The sequence below is a fragment of the Phytohabitans kaempferiae genome, assembly GCF_042433955.1.
GTDB classification, from domain to species: domain Bacteria; phylum Actinomycetota; class Actinomycetes; order Mycobacteriales; family Micromonosporaceae; genus Phytohabitans; species Phytohabitans kaempferiae.
In genome coordinates this window covers 19,865-35,766 of record NZ_JBHLUH010000103.1, presented here as the reverse complement: position 1 = coordinate 35,766, position 15,902 = coordinate 19,865, and the positions used below count along the sequence as shown (strand labels likewise).

Sequence of the window (15,902 nt, the reverse complement as noted above, 5' to 3'; positions counted from 1 at the left end):
AACGCCTCCTCAACCAAGATCAACAAGCTACGGCTTGACACAGGGCAACTCATGCGGCATCCTCCTGGGTCCAGGCGCCGGTCATCGCGCCGACGATCTGCGCCTCGTCGGTCTCCTTGGTGACCAGGCGGGCGACCCGGCGGCCGAGCCGGAGCACCTCGATCCGGTCGGCGACCGCCAGCACGTCGGGCAGGCTGTGGCTGATCAGCACGACCGACCGCCCGGAGTCGCGGACCCGGCGGATGAGGTCGAGCACCGCGCGGGTCTGCGGTACGCCGAGCGCCGCGGTCGGCTCGTCCATGATCACGAGCCGGTCGGCCCAGGTGACCGCCCGCGCGACGGCAACGCTCTGCTGCTGCCCGCCGGAGAGCGTGGCCACCGGCGCGGCCGGGTCCTTGATCGCGACGTTCAGGTCGGTGAGCACCTGCGTGGCGCGGGCCGCCATCCGCTTCTTCGCCAGCACGCCCAGGCGCCCCAGCAGGCCCGGCGCGAGCAGCTCCCGGCCGAGGAAGAGGTTGGCCGCCGTGTCCAGGTCGGGCGCGAGCGCCAGGTCCTGGTAGACGGTCTCGATGCCGAGGCTGTGGATGGCGCTCGGCGGCATGCCGGCGATCGAGCGGCCGGCGAACCGGATCTCGCCCTCGTCCGGGGCGTGCACCCCGCAGATCGTCTTGATCAGCGTGCTCTTGCCGGCGCCGTTGTCGCCCATCAGCGCGACGACCTCGCCCTCACCCACGGCGAAGCTCGCGCCGCGCAGCGCCTCGACCGCGCCGAACCGCTTCGTCACCCCGCGTGCCTCGAGCAGTGTTGTCACCGCTTCCACCTTCTCGTTCCGGAGCCGGGCCGGGTTGGAAACTCAAAATTCAGAAATCTGTCTACTGAACCGAGACTAGGAGCGTTGTTTCGGCGATGTCAAGGGTGGGAGTCCAGCAAGGTTTCGGCCGGAGCACAACTTGACAACTCAGTTTTTTGAAGATTGAGTGAGGTGAGACAGTGTGAGGGGAGCACGTCATGCCTGCTGTGGCCGACCGCCTGCGCGCCGCGCTCGGCGAAGCCGCCGTTTCCACGTCGGAGTCCGACCTCGACGCGCGCAGCCACGACACGTGGCCGGTCGCGACGCTCTGGGCGCGGCTCGGGCGTCACCCGTACCGGCCCGAGGTCGTGGTGCGGGCCAGAGGCGTCGCCGACGTGGTCACCACGCTGCGGATCGCCACCGAGGCGGGCGTACCGGTGACGGCCTGGGGCCTCGGCTCCTCGGTCACCGGGCAGCCGCTGCCGGTCAGCGGCGGGGTCGTGCTCGACCTCTCCGGCCACGTCTTCGAGCCGCGGCTGGACGAGGTCGACCGGACCGTACGGGTCGCCGCCGGCACGCGCGGCAGCGACCTGGAGGCGTGGCTCGCCGAGCGAGGGCTCACGCTCAACCACTCGCCGCAGTCGCTCGGCCGCTCCACAGTGGGCGGCTGGGTCGCCACGCGCGCCACCGGCCAGTTCTCCTCCCGGTACGGCGGCATCGAGGATCTCGTCGTCGGCTACCAGGTGGTGCTCGCCGACGGCACGGTCGCCGAGGTGGGCCAGCGGCCCCGGGCGGCGATGGGGCCCGACCTGAAGGAGATCTTCATCGGCTCCGAGGGGACACTCGGCGTCGTCACCGAGGTCACGCTCAAGGTGTACGCGGAGGCGCCGCACCGGATCGTCGAGGCGTTCGCCGTCCCCACTGTGGACGCCGGGCTCGACGCGATGCGCCAGATCACCCAGGCCGGCCTGCGTCCGTTCCTGGTGCGGTTCTACGACCGTGACGAGGCCGCGCACGCCGTGCCCGGCCGGGAGGTCCCGTCGCCGGTACTATTCCTGGGGCACGAGGGCCTGCCCGGCGTCGCGACCGCCGAGCACACCGCCGCGACCGCCATCGTCGAGGCGCTGGGAGGGACGAGCATGGGGGCGCCACCGGTGACCGCCTGGCTCGGCCGGCGCTACGACTTCTCCACGATCGAGCGGCGGCTGGCGGAGACCGGCGGCTACGCCGAGACGATCGAGGTGGCCCACTTCTGGAGCCGCATCGGCCCGATGTACCGCGACCTCAAGGACCAGCTCGCCCCGCTCGCCGACGAGGTGCTCGGCCACTTCTCACACGTGTACGAGCAGGGCTCCTCGCTCTACGTGATCCTGCTCGGCCGGGCCGACGACGACAAGACCGCGCTGGCCCGGCTGGAGGAGATCTGGGACCGGGCGATGAAGGTCGTGGTGGCCCACGAGGGCGAGGTCTCCCACCACCACGGCGGCGGGCTGGCCCGGCAGCCGTGGGTGCGGCAGTCACTCGGCAGCGGCTACCCGGTGCTCGAGCGCATCAAGGCCGGCCTCGACCCGGCCCACCTGCTCAACCCGGGCAAGCTCGGTTTCGGCCTGGCCCAGCCCCGCGACCCGGAGCCCCCGGCGGTATGAGCGAGCGAATCATCTGGCGCGGGGCGCCTGGAGCCTCCTGCCCGCCCGCGGCGAAGCGAGGACGGGCATGAGCGTCCGGAGCGCCAAGGAGGCGGGCTTCACCAAGCCGGACGTGCGCGCGCACGTCGCCCGCGTGCTGCTCACGCGCGAGGTGGGGCAGCGCATCCCGACCGTCCAGGAGTTCCAGACCGCCACCGGCTCGGGCACCGGCACGGTCGTCAAGGCGCTGCGCACGCTGGAGACCGGGGGAGCGGTGACCCTCACCGCCCGGGGCCACCAGGGCACGGTCGTGTCCGACCGTGACGTCGGCAAGCTGTGGAACGCGGCCGAGCTGGGCAACTTCCGCCTCGTCATGCCGGCCTCCGGGCCGCTGGAGCAGCAGGCGATCCTCGACGTCGTCCAGGGCACGCTGCGCGACCTCGGCGTCTCGGTCGTGGTCGACTACCGCCCCGGCGCGCACAACCGGCTGGAGGAGGTCTACCACGAGCGGGCGCACGCCACCGTCACCTCGGCCGGCGCGCTGGCCCAGCACCGGGAGAGCTTCCCCGGACTGACCGGCGTCCACCTCGGACCGTCCACGTTCTACTCCAGCGGCTCGCTCGTCGTGGTCGAGCACGCCTCCCGCCCGCCCCGGCAGCCGCTGCGGGTCGGCATCGACCACTCCTCGTACGACCACCAGAAGCTCAGCGAGGCCGAGTTCGCCGGCGCGCCGGTCGAGTACGTCGAGTGCCCGTTCGTCGTCGCGCCCGCGGCCGTGCTCGCCGGCGAGGTCGACGCGGCCGTGTGGCACTCGATGCCCACCGTCATCCCGCCCGAGCTGGCCGGCCTGCGCCTGCGGCCGGTCTCCAGCCCGCCCGCGCTCGACGTGGTGCGGGAGATCTCGCCGGCGGTCATCGTCACCCGCGCCATCGAGCCGGGCCCCAACGCGCTGCTGCGGCACGTGCGCGCGGCCGACGTCACCACCGCGCAGAGTCGCCTGCTGAAGATGGCCGCCACCGACGGCTTCATCGGCTCGCTGCGCCTGCGCTGACCCGTATCCCAGGCGTGGCGGGCCGGCGGCCATCCGCGCGTGGCCCGCGCGGCGGATCAGGAGGCGGAGGTCATCCGCACGCGGCGGCGGCTCAGAAGCGGCCGCCGCCGGTGCGCCGGGCCCGGCTGCGGCTGCCCCCGAAGCCGCCGCCGCGGAAGCCGCCACCACCGCGGCCGGCACGCGGGCGGCCGACACCGCCGCCGGAGAGGATGCCGCCGAGCAGCACGCCCATCAGCAGGTCGGCACCGCCACCGCCGGGCGGCGCCCAGTGGTCCACGTTGGACTGTGCCGCGCGTCCGGCCTGCGCGGCGAGCTGGCCGGCCCGCTGCGCCTCGGCCAGCGCGTTCGCCGGGTCGGCCGCGGCCATCGCCTCGGCCCGGGCCAGGTGCTGCTGGGCCTGCGCCAGCCAGGCCCGCGGCTCGCTGGAGACCGCGCCGCGCCGGGTCGCGATGAAGTCGCCGGCCGCCGATACCTCGGCCCGCGCCGACATCAACGCGTGGTCGAGCATCGCCCGGGCCCGCGCGGCCCGCTCACCCGCGTCGCGGTACTCCGCGATCGCCCGGTCCAGCGCCGCGTCCGCCTCCTCCAGCCGGGGTACGGCCGAGAGCGGGTCCATGGTCGGGCCGGCGGCCGCCGCCCGTACCTCGGTGAGGGTCTGCTCCGCCTGTGTGATCGCGGCGGCCAGCGGCGCCGCGGCCGCCTGCCCACCGCGGTCGGCCTGCGCGGCCCGCGCGGTGGCGAGGTCGGACTCCACCTCGGACACCAGCGCGCCGATCGCGGCCCGGGCGGCGTCGAGGTCGGTGCGAGCCCGCTCGATCGCGTCGAGCAGCGTCTCGGCCTGGCCGAGCGCCTCCTCCGCCGCGCGTACGGCCAGCGCGGCCCGCGGGCGCTCGCCGGCGGCCACCGCCTCGGCCGCCTCCTCCGCCTCCACGCCGGCGAACGCGAGCCGCTCCCGCGCCTGGTCGACGTTGGTGGCGACGCCGGTGGCGACCGGCCCCACGTACACCGCGCGCACCGCGTCGAGCGCCGCGACCGCCGGCGGGATCCGCGCCTCGATCGCGTCCCGCTGCCCGGCCAGCTCGGCCACCTCCGCCTCGACCCGCGCCTCGATGCCGCGCAGCGCGTCGAACGCCTCGGACTCCGCGTCCAGCGCGCTGTCCGCCGCCTCGCAGCGCCGGATGATCTCCTCCAGCGTGCCCCGGCGGGTCGCCTCGTCCGGCCCCGGCGTCTCGTCGAGCGTCATCCGCAGCCGGAACGCCTCGGCGACGTCCTGGCGCGCGGTCTCCAGCGCCGCCGTGTACGTGGCGGTCGCCTCGGCGCCGTACCGGCCGGTGGCCAGGGCCAGCTCCTGCTCGCTGGCGCGCAGGTCGTTGTCGAGCTCGACCAGCAGCGCGTTGGCCCGGTCGGTCAGCTCGGCGGTGCTCGGCCCGGCCGGCACGGCGGGCGGCGCGGCCCGGCGACGCCGCCACAGCCACACCACCAGGGCGATGGCGGCCACGACGACCGCGAGGCATACCGCCCCGCCGACCAGCCAGCCGGCGTTTCCGCCGCCGCCGCTGGGGTTGTCCTCGCCCGGCTTGATCTCGGGCGTGGGCACCGGCTGCCCGGCGAGGACCGCGCGGTAGCCGTTGGCGGCGGCGACCGCGGCGCCGGCCCAGTCGTTGGCGGACAGTGCCGGCTCGATCGCGACCGCGGCGACGTCGTCGAGCTGGGCGTCGGTGAGCGGGAAGGCGGGGTCGAAGGCGTACGCGTACGCCCGGTCGCCGGTCGCCACCGCCAGGATCGCGTCGCGGTTGCCCAGGTCGCTGCGGGTCGCCGTCTCGTCGGCCCAATCCTGCGCGGGCGTGCCGTCGAACGAGTGGACGTAGACCACGAAGAGCTGGAGCCGGCTCTCCGTGCGCAGCCGGTCGAGCGCGGACGTCACCTCGCCCCGGCGCCCGTCCAGCGCGCGCACCTCGTCGGTGATCTGCTCGTCCAGGCGCATCGGGCGGTCCGCGTGGGCCGCCACCGGCGCGGCGAGAACACCGGCCAGCACCGCCAGGACGATCGTGAGCGGCCACCGGGCCGGGCGTGACATCAACAACACCCGACCAGGCTACGGGGCCGGGCCCCGATCAGCGGGGACCGGCCGCCATCTCACCTCGGTCACCTCGCCGGGGCGACGCGGGCGAGCAGGAAGTCGGCGACCGCGGTGGGGAAGGCGCCGGTCGGCGCCGGGATGTGGCCGCCCTCCTCGATCGTCCACAGCTCGACCCGGCTCCCCGCGCCGCAGCCGGCCTGGTAGCCCAGGACCGTGGTCTCCGCGCCGGCCAGCCCGGAGTCGAGGTCGAGCGGTGCCGCGGACGTGTCCGGCTGGTCGGCGCAGCCGTCGAGGCGGCGCCAGAGGGCGACCGTGTCGGGGGCGGACGGGTAGCGGCCGGCGTGTCCGTCGAAGAGGATCGTCCGGTCGGCGGTGCCGTGGATCTGGAGCACGCTCACCGGCCGGGACGGCGCGCAGCCGGCCGCGTGGTCGGTCGCCGCGCCGGCCAGCGAGACGACCGCGGTGACCTTGCCGGCGTGGTCGCAGGCCATGCGGAGCGCCATGAAGCCGCCGTTGGAGTGGCCGACGAAGTAGACGCGCGCGGGGTCGACCGCGTACGCGGAGGCGACCCGGTCGATCAGCCGGCTCAGGTAGCCCGAGTCGTCGACCCCGGAGCCGTGGAAGTCGCAGCAGGCCGGCGTCGCGTTCCAGAACTGGTGCCCCTCGCGGTTTTCGGTGCCCTCGGGCATGGCGACGAGGAAGCCGCGGCGGTCGGCCTCGGCGGTGAGGCCGAAGTAGTCGGCCGCCTCCTCGGCGTGCGACGTGTAGCCGTGCAGCAGCACCACCAGCGGTGCCCTGGTGCCCGCGTCGTACGCCTCCGGGACGTGCAGCTGGAACGGCCGGTCGTCGAGGTCGAGCGTGACCAGCCCACTGGCGGGCTCGGGGCTGGCGGTGCAGGCGGCCAGCAGGGGGAGTGTCAGGGCGGCGATCAGCCTCCGCCGCCACCGGGTCGTATCCACATCGGACATCGTCTCACCCCGCGCCGGGTGGCATCAGCCCTGCTCGATACACGAGGACACCGGTCGCGGGCGCCGATCTTCGCGAGGGCGCGCTTCACGTGGTCCAAGCGCTATGTGTGGCGCCTCCCCTTCGTCACCGGGCTTCGCGCCGCGGCCCGTGCGGTGCGGTCGTTGCAAACCAACTCCCAGACATGCCCATCAGGGTCGCGGATGTATCCGGTGTATGAGCCGTCGTCCTCGATCGCGGCTCGCGCTGTCCCCCCGGCTTCGCCCGCGCGCGAGATGATCTCATCGACCTCGGTTTTCGTGGCGATCGCGCACGAGAGGATGCAGGCGCCTGCGGTTGCCGTGGAACGGGCGACGCCGGCGCGGTCGAGGTAGGTCTGATACTGACTGCTCTCGATCAGGAAGAGCGACAGGTTCGGCAGCTCGAAGGCGATCATGTATTCGTCGATGCCGGGCGTGGACAGGCCGAGTCCGTCGCGGTAGAAGCGCAGCGAACGATCCAGATCGTTGACCGGCAGGGAGACGACGGTGGCTGTGGGTCGCATGCCGGAACGATAGCATGACTTGCCGTTCATATGAATTATGAGTCATACTTGATGGATGGACGGCTTCACCGTGATCGCCGAGCCGACCCGGCGGTCGATCGTGGATCGGCTCCGCGTGGGGGAGCATGACGTGGGGGCGCTCGTGCGCGGTCTGGGCATATCGCAGTCCCTGGTGTCCAAGCACTTACGGGTTCTGCGCGAGGCCGGCGTGGTCGAGGCGCAAGTCGTAGGCAAGCGCCGGGTGTACCGGCTGACCGAGCAGCCTCTCCCGGATGTGATCGCATGGGTCCAGCCCTTCGTGGATCGGTGGGCCGCGAGCTTCGATCGACTGGCCCAGGCACTGGACGACGAGGGTCAGCGGCCATGACGGACAACCCACGCGACGAGGTCATCGCCGCGCAGATCCACTCGCCCATCGAGGTGCTGCTCCTGCACGACGAGCCGGACTGGACGCTCGTCATGCGCCGCCGATTTCCCCATCCGCCCGAGAGGCTGTGGCGGATGATCACCGAACCGGAGCGCCTCGCGCGCTGGTCACCCGTCGTCCCCGACCGCACGCTCAACGAGCCGGGGCCTGCGACCTGCCGGGAGCATCCCGACGACGACCCGCTCGATGCCGAAGTCCTCATCGCGGACGCGCCCCGGAAACTCGTGCACCGCTGGGGTCGCGAAATCCTGGACTGGACGATCACCCGGACCGAGGGCGGAGCCACCCTCGAACTGCGCCAGACGCTCGACGAGCACACTCGGGCAACCTTGTACGCGGCCGGCTGGCAGGTATGCCTCGGCCGCCTCGCAGCCGACGAAGACGGGGTCGATCGCGAACGGGTGGTCGGAGAGCGTGCCTGGGCCTACGGATGCCAGGAACTGATCGAGCGCTACCAGAACACGCTCACTGCCCCGCAAAGCCGGACCGGGATCTAACAAGACAAAGCCGTCCGACGGTGGTGCCGTCTCAGACCTCGGCCCAGCGGTCGGCGATCAGGCGGGGTGCGTCCCGGCCCTCGCCGGCGAAGAGGAGGCCGCCGCGGCCGGTGGCGTGGATGCGGTCGACGTACACGCCTCGGCCCTGGGCGGAGCCGTCGGTCCGGTACGCCCAGCGGACCGCGGTCGTGCCCTCGGGCAGGCGGGCGGTGACGTGCCACCAGGCGCGGGCGCCGTAGCCGGTGACCGTGCCCGGTGCCGACCAGGAGTGGCCGCCGCGGCGGAGGGTCAGGGGGAGCGGGGACCACGCGACACCGTCCACCGTGGATTCAACGTGGACGGTGTCGTAGCGAGGTTCGGTGTCGTACCAGAGCGTGAAGGAGAGTCGCCCGGCGGAGGCCGGCGCGCGCAGCGGCGCGGTGAGGGTGGCGGTGGCCGCGTCCGGAGGTGTGGCGCGCCAGGCGGCGCGCGACGGCGGGGGCACGGGCATCGCCTCGCCGAAGTCGCGGACCACGGCGCGGCGGGCGGGGTTGTTGCCGCCCCAGGCGCGGTCGGGGTGCACGCGGTTGCTGAGCAGGATCACGAACGAGTGGGAGAGCGGGTCGACCACGATCGAGGTGCCGGTGAAGCCGGTGTGCCCGAAGGTGACCGGCGAGGCGAGCGGCCCCATGTACCAGTGCTTGTCTAGCTCCAGGCCGAGGCCGCGGTCGCTCTCCGGGTAGGCGCTCTCTAGCGCGGCGTTCTGGTTGACCAGCATCTCCCGCACGGTGGCCTCGCGCAGGACGCGCCTGCCCCGGTACTGCCCGCCGTTGAGCAGCATCTGGCAGAAGATCGCCAGGTCGGCGGCGGTGGAGAAGAGACCCGCGTGGCCCGCGACGCCGCCGAGCGCCCAGGCGTTCTCGTCGTGCACCTCGCCCCAGACCATGCCGCGCCCGGCGTAGGGCTGGAACTCGGTCGCCGCGATCCGGCCGCGCTTCTCCGCCGGCGGGTTGTAGCCGGTGTCGCGCATGCCGAGCGGGCCGGTGACCTGGTCGCGGACGAGCGCGTCGAGCGGCTGGCCGGTGAGCCGGTGCACGAGCGCGCCGAGGGCGATGAGGCCGAGGTCGGAGTAGACGTACTGGCCGCCGGGCGTGGCGCCGGTGGCGAGCGGCGCGGCGAGCGCGGCGGCGAGCCGGGCCTCCGGCGTGGGGTGAGCGCTCCACAGTGGAAGGAACGCGGGCAGTCCCGAGGTGTGGGTCAGCAGCATGCGCACGGTCACGTCGGCCTTGCCGCCGGCCGCGAACTCGGGCAGGTACCGGGCGACCGGCGCGTCCAACTCGACCCGCCCCGCCTCGACCTGGCGCATGACCACGACGGTGGTGAAGAGCTTGGAGATCGAGGCGAGGTCGAAGATGGTGTCCTCGCGCATCGGGATCCGCTCGTCCGGCGGCAACTCCTCGCCGGGCCGCTCCGGCGGCGCGCCGACCGCGCGGTAGCGCACCGCGTCGCCGACCGCCGCGTGCCGCACGATCACGCCGTCCTTGGCGGCGAGCACGACCGCGCCGGCGTACGTGGGCCAGGTCGGATGGTCGGGCGTCGGCACCAGGTAGGCGGCCGCGTCGGTGACCATGCGCGCGATCGGCTCGGGGGAGAGACCGGCCCGCTCGGGCGGCCCCGGGCGGAGCGTGTCGCGGGCGAACCGGATGTCCGCCGGGGTCACGGACGGCGGGGCACCGGGCGCCGGGGGCGCGGCGGCGGCCGGGTCGGCGGCGCCGATCGCCAGGGCGGTGACGGGCACGAGTACCAGCGCTCTCCTCCACATGCGACCCAGCATGGAACTAATTTTCGTCTACTTCAAGTACCAGGGAAGTTCTTGCCATGCATCGAGGGATGGGACTACGTTGCCAGGATGCGACGTATTCGCGCGATCGTCGTCGCGCTGCTGCTCGGCGCCCTGGTGGCCCCGCCGGCGCCCGCGAGCGCCGGCCGTGACCCGGTGGGGCGCCTGCTCGCGCGGATGACCCTGGAGCAGAAGGTCGGCCAGCTCTTCGCCACGTACGCCTACGGCGCCCACGCCACCGCGCCCGATCCCGCCGACGCGGCGCTCAACCGCGCGGCGTACGGGGTCGACACGCCGGCCGAGGTCGTCGCGAAGTACCACCTCGGCGGCGTCGTCTACTTCACCTGGTCGCACAACCTCGGCGCGCCCGCGCAGATCGCCACGCTCTCCAACGGGCTCCAGGCGGCGGCCGGCACGCCACTGCTCATCTCCACCGACCAGGAGCAGGGCGTCGTCGTGCGGATGCCGCCGCCGGCGACGCTCTTCCCCGGCGCGATGGCGCTCGGCGCGGGGCGGAGCCTGCCCGACGCCTACCGGGCCGCCGAGGTCACCGGGCGCGAGCTGCGCGCGGTCGGCGTCAACCAGGACTGGGCGCCGGTCGCCGACGTCAACGTCAACCCGGCCAACCCGGTGATCGGCGTGCGGTCGTTCGGCAGCGAGCCGGCGCTCGCGGCGGCGATGACGGCCGCCCAGGTGGTCGGCTTCCAGCAGGGCGCCGGCACCTCCGCGGCGGCCAAGCACTTCCCGGGGCACGGCGACACCGACACCGACAGCCACACCGGGCTGCCGGTCATCAACCACACGCGCGCGGAGTGGTCGCGCCTCGACGCGCCGCCCTTCCGGGCGGCCATCGCCGCCGGCGTCGACACCATCATGACCGCCCACATCGTCGTACCGGCCCTCGACCCCTCCGGCGACCCGGCCACGCTCTCCGCGCCGATCCTCACCGGACTCCTCCGCGGCGAGCTCGGCTTCGACGGCGTCGTCGTCACCGACGCGCTGACCATGGCCGGGGTACGCCAGAAGTACGGCGACGAGCGCGTGCCCGTGCTCGCCCTCAAGGCCGGCGCCGACCAGCTGCTCATGCCGCCAGACCTCGACCTGGCCTACAACGCGGTGCTGGCCGCGGTGCGCGACGGCGAGCTGACCGAGGCGCGGATCGACAAGTCGGTGCGGCGGATCCTGGCGCTCAAGCACAAGCGGGGCATCCTCACCGCGAAGCCGGTCGACGTCGCCGCCGCCGAGCGCACCGTCGGCAGCCCGGTCCACCGGCGGGCGCTGGAGTCGGTGACCGACCGTACGGTCACCGCGCTCCGCAACGACGGTCGGCTGCTGCCGCTCTCCGTCGCCGGCACGGGCGTGCTGGTCACCGGCTGGAACTCGGCCACCTTCGACAACGTCGGCACGCTCGCCGCCCGCCTCGCCGAGCGCGGCGCCCGGGCCACCGCGCTCCCCACGGGGCAGCCGAGCGACGCGGTGATCGCCCAGGCCGTCGCCGCCGCGGCGGGCCACGACCTGGTGGTGGTGCAGACCAGCAACGCGCTCGCCGACGCGGCCGCCCGCCAGCTGCGGCTGGTGCGCGCGCTCGCGGCCACCGGCAAGCCGGTCGTGGTCGTGGCCGTGCGCGACCCGTACGAGCTGGCGCACCTGCCCGAGGTGCCGGCGCAGCTCGCCACGTTCAGCAACGTGCCGGCCGCGATGGCCGCGCTCGCCAAGGTGCTCACCGGCGAGCGGTCTCCCCGCGGCCGACTCCCGGTCGAGGTGCCGGCCGCCGCCGACCCGTCCACCGCGCACTATCCATACGGCCACGGACTGTCCTGGTAGGAGGCTCCACATGCGACGACGTCACCTCCTGGCCGGCTCGCTCGGCGCCGCCTCCCTCGGCGCCGGCGGTGCTCTGGCGGCGGCCACGCCGGCGGCCGCCAAGCCCGGCCTGCTGCCCCGGATCCCGGTGCGCACCGGCCTCGACCGGCTGGCGGAGGGACGCTGGTCCACACTGGACGGCCAGCGGGTCGGCGTCATCTCCAACCCCACCGGCGTCGACCGGCGCTACCACCACCTCGTCGACCTCATGCACGCCAGCGGGCGGGTCGACATCGCCGGCGTCTTCGGCCCGGAGCACGGCTTCCGCGGCTCGGCGCAGGCGGGCGGCAGCGAGGGCACCGGCGTCGACGCGCGCACCGGGCTGACCGTCTACGACGCGTACGGCGCCAGCCAGGCCAAGTGGGAGCAGCTCTACGCCACCGCCGCCGTCGACACGGTCGTCTTCGACATCCAGGACGCCGGCGCCCGCTTCTACACGTACATCTGGACGCTCTACGACGCCATGGTCGCCGCCGCCCGCGCCGGCCTCCGCTTCGTCGTGCTCGACCGGCCCAACCCCATCGGGGGTACGGCGTACGGCCCGATGATGACCGCCGGCTACACCTCGGGCGTGGGCAAGAAGGAGATCGTGCAGCAGCACGGCATGACGGTAGGCGAGCTGGCCCGCTTCTACAACGGCGAGTTCCTCCCCGCCGAGGCGGGCGCCTCGGTGCGCCTGGAGGTGGTCGCCTGCCGAGGCTGGACCGGCCACCTGATGGCCGGCGACACCGACCTGCCGTGGGTCCTGCCCAGCCCCAACATGCCCACGCCGGAGACCGCGCTGGTGTACCCGGGCACGTGCATGTTCGAGGGCGTGGCGTCCATATCGGAGGGCCGCGGCACCACGCGCCCCTTCGAGCTGGTCGGCGGCCCCGGGCTCGACCACCACTGGAGCGACCGGCTCAACGCGCTCGGGCTGCCCGGCGTGGCTTTCCGGGAGGCGTACTTCACGCCCACGTTCAACAAGTTCGCCAACACGCTCTGCGCCGGCGTCGAGGTCAAGGTCACCGACCAGCGCGCCTTCGACCCGGTGCGTGCCGGCGTGGCGATGCTCGTCGAGGCGCGGCGGTACCCTTCGTTCGCCTGGCGCGCCGACACCTGGGACCCGCAGCGCCCGTACTGGATCGACAAGCTGACCGGCTCTCCGAGGCTCCGCACGATGATCGACGCCGGCGCCGGCGTGGACGAGGTGGTGGGCGCCTGGCGCGGCGAGCTGGCCGCCTTCAACGCCCGCCGCCGCCGATACCTCCTCTACCCCCGCTGACGCCCGCGCGGCACGGCGGCGGCCGCGTCCTCCGGGAACCAGGGCCTGCGGCGTCGCCGGCGCGCGGGCGCTGCGGCGGCTGCGGGAGAGTCACGCCGAGATCGCCACCGAGCTGGAGTCCGGCGAGGCGCGCGGCTGGGGACGTGGGCGCCGGAGCGGGTCGGCATCGCCGTGGCCCTTTACGGTGACGCCGCGCTCGTGGCGATGATGCCGGTCGTGGCCCGTGCCGGGGGGCTCATCGACGGCGGGCGGTGGACGCGGTACATCCGGCACAAGGACGGCGACTACGGGGCGTGGACCGGCGCCGCCATGTCCGAGATCGACCGGGAGAACCCGACCACGCCCTTCTGACGCCGTCCACACCGCCGCGCCGGCCGGGGACGTCCGCCTCAGTAGCCGGGGAAGACGCGGCGCAGCAGGTCGAGGTCGGCGGCGCCGGTCGCGACGACGGCATCCGGGGTGTACCGGGGGCCGAGCCGGCCGGCGACCAGCCGCAGCCACGCCTCGGCGGGCAGGGTCAGCGTGCCGTCGGTGGTCTCCGGCACCACGGCGTCGACGCTGATCGGCGCCTCCAGCCGCAGCGCGAATACCGACGCCGGGTCGGTGGTCGTCACCTGGAGGACCAGCCGCCGCCCGTCGAGCGGATCCGCCTTGCCGGCCCAGGCGAGCATGCCCGGTGCCGTGTGCAGCAGGATGGCCGTCGCGTCCGCCGCCATCGTGGCGTGCTCGTCGAAGCCGACCCGCACGTCCCACACGTGCAGCGCCAGCTCGCTGAGGCGCATCCGCGCCGCGGTCGCGACGTCGACCGGCGCCGGCAGGAAGCCGACGTCGATGCGGAGCCTCTCCCGCGTGTCGGCGTCGAGCGACTCGTAGAGCGCGGTGAGGCTCTCGTCCGCCTGGAGGAAGCCTTCGGCCCGCTCGCGGCGGCTCATCGCGTTCCACTTGTCCCAGGTGGTGAGGTTGAACTCGTGGCCAGGGTTGGGCTCGCCGTCGAGGGCGGCCTGGAGCGTGGCCCGCCCGATCACGGCGCCGCTGCCGAGGTGGCTGAGCACCTGCGAGATGTCCCACTCCGCCGCGCCCGACGGCCCGGCCAGCTCGTCGTCGCTGAGCCCGGAGACCAGCCCGGCGAGGTCGTCGTGTCCGGTACGCAGTACGGCGATCACCGGGTCGGCAGCGCTCATCGTTCTCCACATCGCTCGGTGGGCGGCGGGCCCGTGCCCGGCGCCGCCATCAGGGGGCTGTCGCGAAGCCTAGCCCCGCCCGCCGAGTGCGGGCGCCGTGAGGTGGCGGGCGAGCAGGCGGTAGAGGAGCACGCTCGCCGCGATCGTGACCGGGGCCAGCACGAAGCCCGCGGTCACGCCCGGCGTGCGGTCGAGGATGGCGCCGTTGAGGGCCGCGCCCAGGGCGGCGCCGCTGGTGAACGCCGTCGCGACCCAGGCGAACGCCTCCGCCGCCGTACCGGCCGGCGCGACCCGGTCCACCGTCACGAACGTGGCGGTGAGCAGCGCCGGCAGCGCCAGCCCGCTCAGCACGACGAGGGGAAGCATCAGCGGCGGCGCCGGCGCCAGTACCAGCGGCAGGTAGCCTGCCGCGAGCCCGGCGGCGATCCACGGCGCGTGCCGCTCGGGGAGCTTGAGGCGGGTATTTACAAGGCCGCCGATCAGCGCGCCGGTCGCCTGGGCGGCGAGCAGCCAGCCGGTCCACGCGCGGTCGCCAGCGTCCTCGGCGAGGCGGGTCACCGCGACCGGCAGCGCGCCCACGCCGGCGCCGACCAGCACGACCGCGACCAGCAGCAGGCGCAGCGGGATCGAGCGGAGCGGGCCGGCCCAGTGCCGTTCGGCGACCGCGCCCCGCCACCGGCGCACCGCCGGGGCGCTGATGAACCAGACGGTGCCGAGCAGTTGGAGCGTCGCGGTGGCGTACAGGCCGGCCTCCGCGCCGCCCATCCCGATCGCGACCACCGACACGAGCGGGCCGACGATGAAGATCAGCTCCTGGGCGGCGATGTCCAGCGAGTACGCGGTGTGCACCTGCTCCTCGGGGAGCAGGTCGCGCCAGAGCACGCGCAGCCCGGACTCGAACGGCGGCGCGCCCGCGCCCGCCAGCAGCGCGGCCGGGAACGCGGCGCCGAGCGGCGGGTCACCGGCGGCGAGCACCAGGAAGGCGGCGGTGGAGACCGCGACCGCCGCGGCCATCACCGGTGGCTGGCGCCACCGGTCGGCGATCCGGGCGAGCATCGGACCGCCGGCGGCAAGCCCGATCGTGTACGCGCCGACGAGCAGCCCGGCGATGCCGATGGACCAGCGTTCGCGGGCGAAGAGCAGCAGCGCGACCGGTGAGGAGGCGAGCGGTATGCGGCCGACGGTGCTGGCGGCGAGCACGCGGGCGACCTGGGCGGCGCGCAGCACGGCGAGCACGCCCCCGGCGGGGCGGTGGGACATGGCGGGACACTCCAGCGACGAGAGAGACGGGACGGGCGGGGCGGATGGCGCCGGTCCGGTCAGGGCGCGAAGTCGCCGCGCTCGTGGTCGCTGCCGTAGAGCGGGAGGTCAGGCGTGATCCACTGGCGGAAGGCACAGCGCGAGATCACGCCGTGACACTACCGCCCGGGGCGGAGCCAGGGCCAGACACAACTGGTCACCGCCGGGCGTGCGGCGGCCGGAGCGGGGTTGGCTCCGCTCCGTTTGCCCGCGGGAAAACGGCTCCGCGCAACGCCCCGGGCCGCTTTCGGGGTCGAGGTCTGAGTGGATTCGCGCAGCGTGTGCGCACGCGTCGGGCCAGCAGCAGATCGTGGTATGGAACTGCCCCTATGAGGGCCGTTCGATACCACGATCCGCCGGAACTGGAGAGCTTTCGCGGTCGGGGTTGGTGTCGCTTCGTGGCGTGGGTTCTCGTCGTGCCCGCGGCGGGGCGCTTGGGCCGCGGGCCGGGGTAGGCGCGGCTGGGCCTGTTGGTCGAAGGCGTATCCGCGTGTTC

General features: G+C 74.1%; 14 protein-coding genes. 7 read left to right on the top strand and 7 right to left on the bottom strand.

All coding sequences use genetic code 11. From position 1 onward, the window contains the following. Positions 1–49: 49 nt before the first annotated feature. Positions 50–811: an ATP-binding cassette domain-containing protein gene (locus tag ACFFIA_RS41785; RefSeq protein ID WP_377262601.1), complete on the bottom strand. Its 762-nt coding sequence runs from the start codon at positions 809–811 to the stop codon at positions 50–52. Positions 812–1,008: 197 nt separating this feature from the next. Here ACFFIA_RS41785 and ACFFIA_RS41780 point away from each other — a divergent pair, with 197 nt between their 5' ends. Both ACFFIA_RS41780 and ACFFIA_RS41775 read left to right on the top strand, forming a co-directional pair. Next, a complete protein-coding gene (locus tag ACFFIA_RS41780; protein ID WP_377262598.1) occupies positions 1,009–2,436 on the top strand; it encodes an FAD-binding oxidoreductase in 1,428 nt (475 codons plus the stop codon). Positions 2,437–2,503: 67 nt separating this feature from the next. After that, entirely contained in the window at positions 2,504–3,466 is a 963-nt protein-coding gene (locus ACFFIA_RS41775) for a YhfZ family protein (RefSeq protein WP_377262595.1), read from the top strand. A 91-nt stretch (positions 3,467–3,557) separates the two neighbouring features. Here the strand turns inward: ACFFIA_RS41775 and ACFFIA_RS41770 are convergent, their stop codons facing one another. From ACFFIA_RS41770 to ACFFIA_RS41760, 3 genes are all read right to left on the bottom strand, one after another. Continuing rightward, complete coding sequence (locus tag ACFFIA_RS41770; RefSeq protein ID WP_377262604.1) at positions 3,558–5,543, bottom strand: TPM domain-containing protein; 1,986 nt, start codon at positions 5,541–5,543, stop codon at positions 3,558–3,560. Positions 5,544–5,611: 68 nt separating this feature from the next. Beyond that, entirely contained in the window at positions 5,612–6,514 is a 903-nt protein-coding gene (locus tag ACFFIA_RS41765; protein WP_377262592.1) for a CE1 family esterase, read from the bottom strand. Positions 6,515–6,615: 101 nt separating this feature from the next. Further along, complete coding sequence (locus tag ACFFIA_RS41760) at positions 6,616–7,056, bottom strand: VOC family protein (protein WP_377262590.1); 441 nt, start codon at positions 7,054–7,056, stop codon at positions 6,616–6,618. 55 nt (positions 7,057–7,111) lie between these two features. On the opposite strand from ACFFIA_RS41760, the gene ACFFIA_RS41755 reads away from it, so the two are divergent. Then, positions 7,112–7,423: an ArsR/SmtB family transcription factor gene (locus tag ACFFIA_RS41755; RefSeq protein WP_377262588.1), complete on the top strand. Its 312-nt coding sequence runs from the start codon at positions 7,112–7,114 to the stop codon at positions 7,421–7,423. Then, positions 7,420–7,980 carry an SRPBCC domain-containing protein gene (locus ACFFIA_RS41750; RefSeq protein WP_377262586.1) on the top strand — a complete coding sequence of 187 codons (561 nt, stop codon included), beginning with the start codon at positions 7,420–7,422 and terminating at the stop codon, positions 7,978–7,980. The genes ACFFIA_RS41755 and ACFFIA_RS41750 overlap by 4 nt, the downstream gene beginning before the upstream one ends. A gap of 31 nt (positions 7,981–8,011) precedes the next feature. Here ACFFIA_RS41750 and ACFFIA_RS41745 read toward each other — a convergent pair whose 3' ends face one another. Continuing rightward, entirely contained in the window at positions 8,012–9,781 is a 1,770-nt protein-coding gene (locus tag ACFFIA_RS41745) for a serine hydrolase domain-containing protein (RefSeq protein ID WP_377262583.1), read from the bottom strand. An 87-nt stretch (positions 9,782–9,868) separates the two neighbouring features. On the opposite strand from ACFFIA_RS41745, the gene ACFFIA_RS41740 reads away from it, so the two are divergent. The 3 genes from ACFFIA_RS41740 (at position 9,869) to ACFFIA_RS41730 (ending at position 13,277) form a co-directional block, all read left to right on the top strand. Further along, positions 9,869–11,623: a glycoside hydrolase family 3 protein gene (locus ACFFIA_RS41740; RefSeq protein WP_377262580.1), complete on the top strand. Its 1,755-nt coding sequence runs from the start codon at positions 9,869–9,871 to the stop codon at positions 11,621–11,623. 10 nt (positions 11,624–11,633) lie between these two features. Next, positions 11,634–12,926, top strand: a complete 1,293-nt coding sequence (locus tag ACFFIA_RS41735; protein WP_377262578.1) for an exo-beta-N-acetylmuramidase NamZ family protein — start codon at positions 11,634–11,636, stop codon at positions 12,924–12,926. A 171-nt stretch (positions 12,927–13,097) separates the two neighbouring features. Further along, on the top strand, positions 13,098–13,277 hold the full coding sequence (locus ACFFIA_RS41730) for a hypothetical protein (protein ID WP_377262576.1): 180 nt from the start codon (positions 13,098–13,100) through the stop codon (positions 13,275–13,277). A gap of 38 nt (positions 13,278–13,315) precedes the next feature. Here ACFFIA_RS41730 and ACFFIA_RS41725 read toward each other — a convergent pair whose 3' ends face one another. Then, positions 13,316–14,107 carry a maleylpyruvate isomerase N-terminal domain-containing protein gene (locus ACFFIA_RS41725; RefSeq protein WP_377262574.1) on the bottom strand — a complete coding sequence of 264 codons (792 nt, stop codon included), beginning with the start codon at positions 14,105–14,107 and terminating at the stop codon, positions 13,316–13,318. A 69-nt stretch (positions 14,108–14,176) separates the two neighbouring features. Next, entirely contained in the window at positions 14,177–15,367 is a 1,191-nt protein-coding gene (locus tag ACFFIA_RS41720) for an MFS transporter (protein ID WP_377262573.1), read from the bottom strand. Positions 15,368–15,902 lie beyond the last annotated feature (535 nt).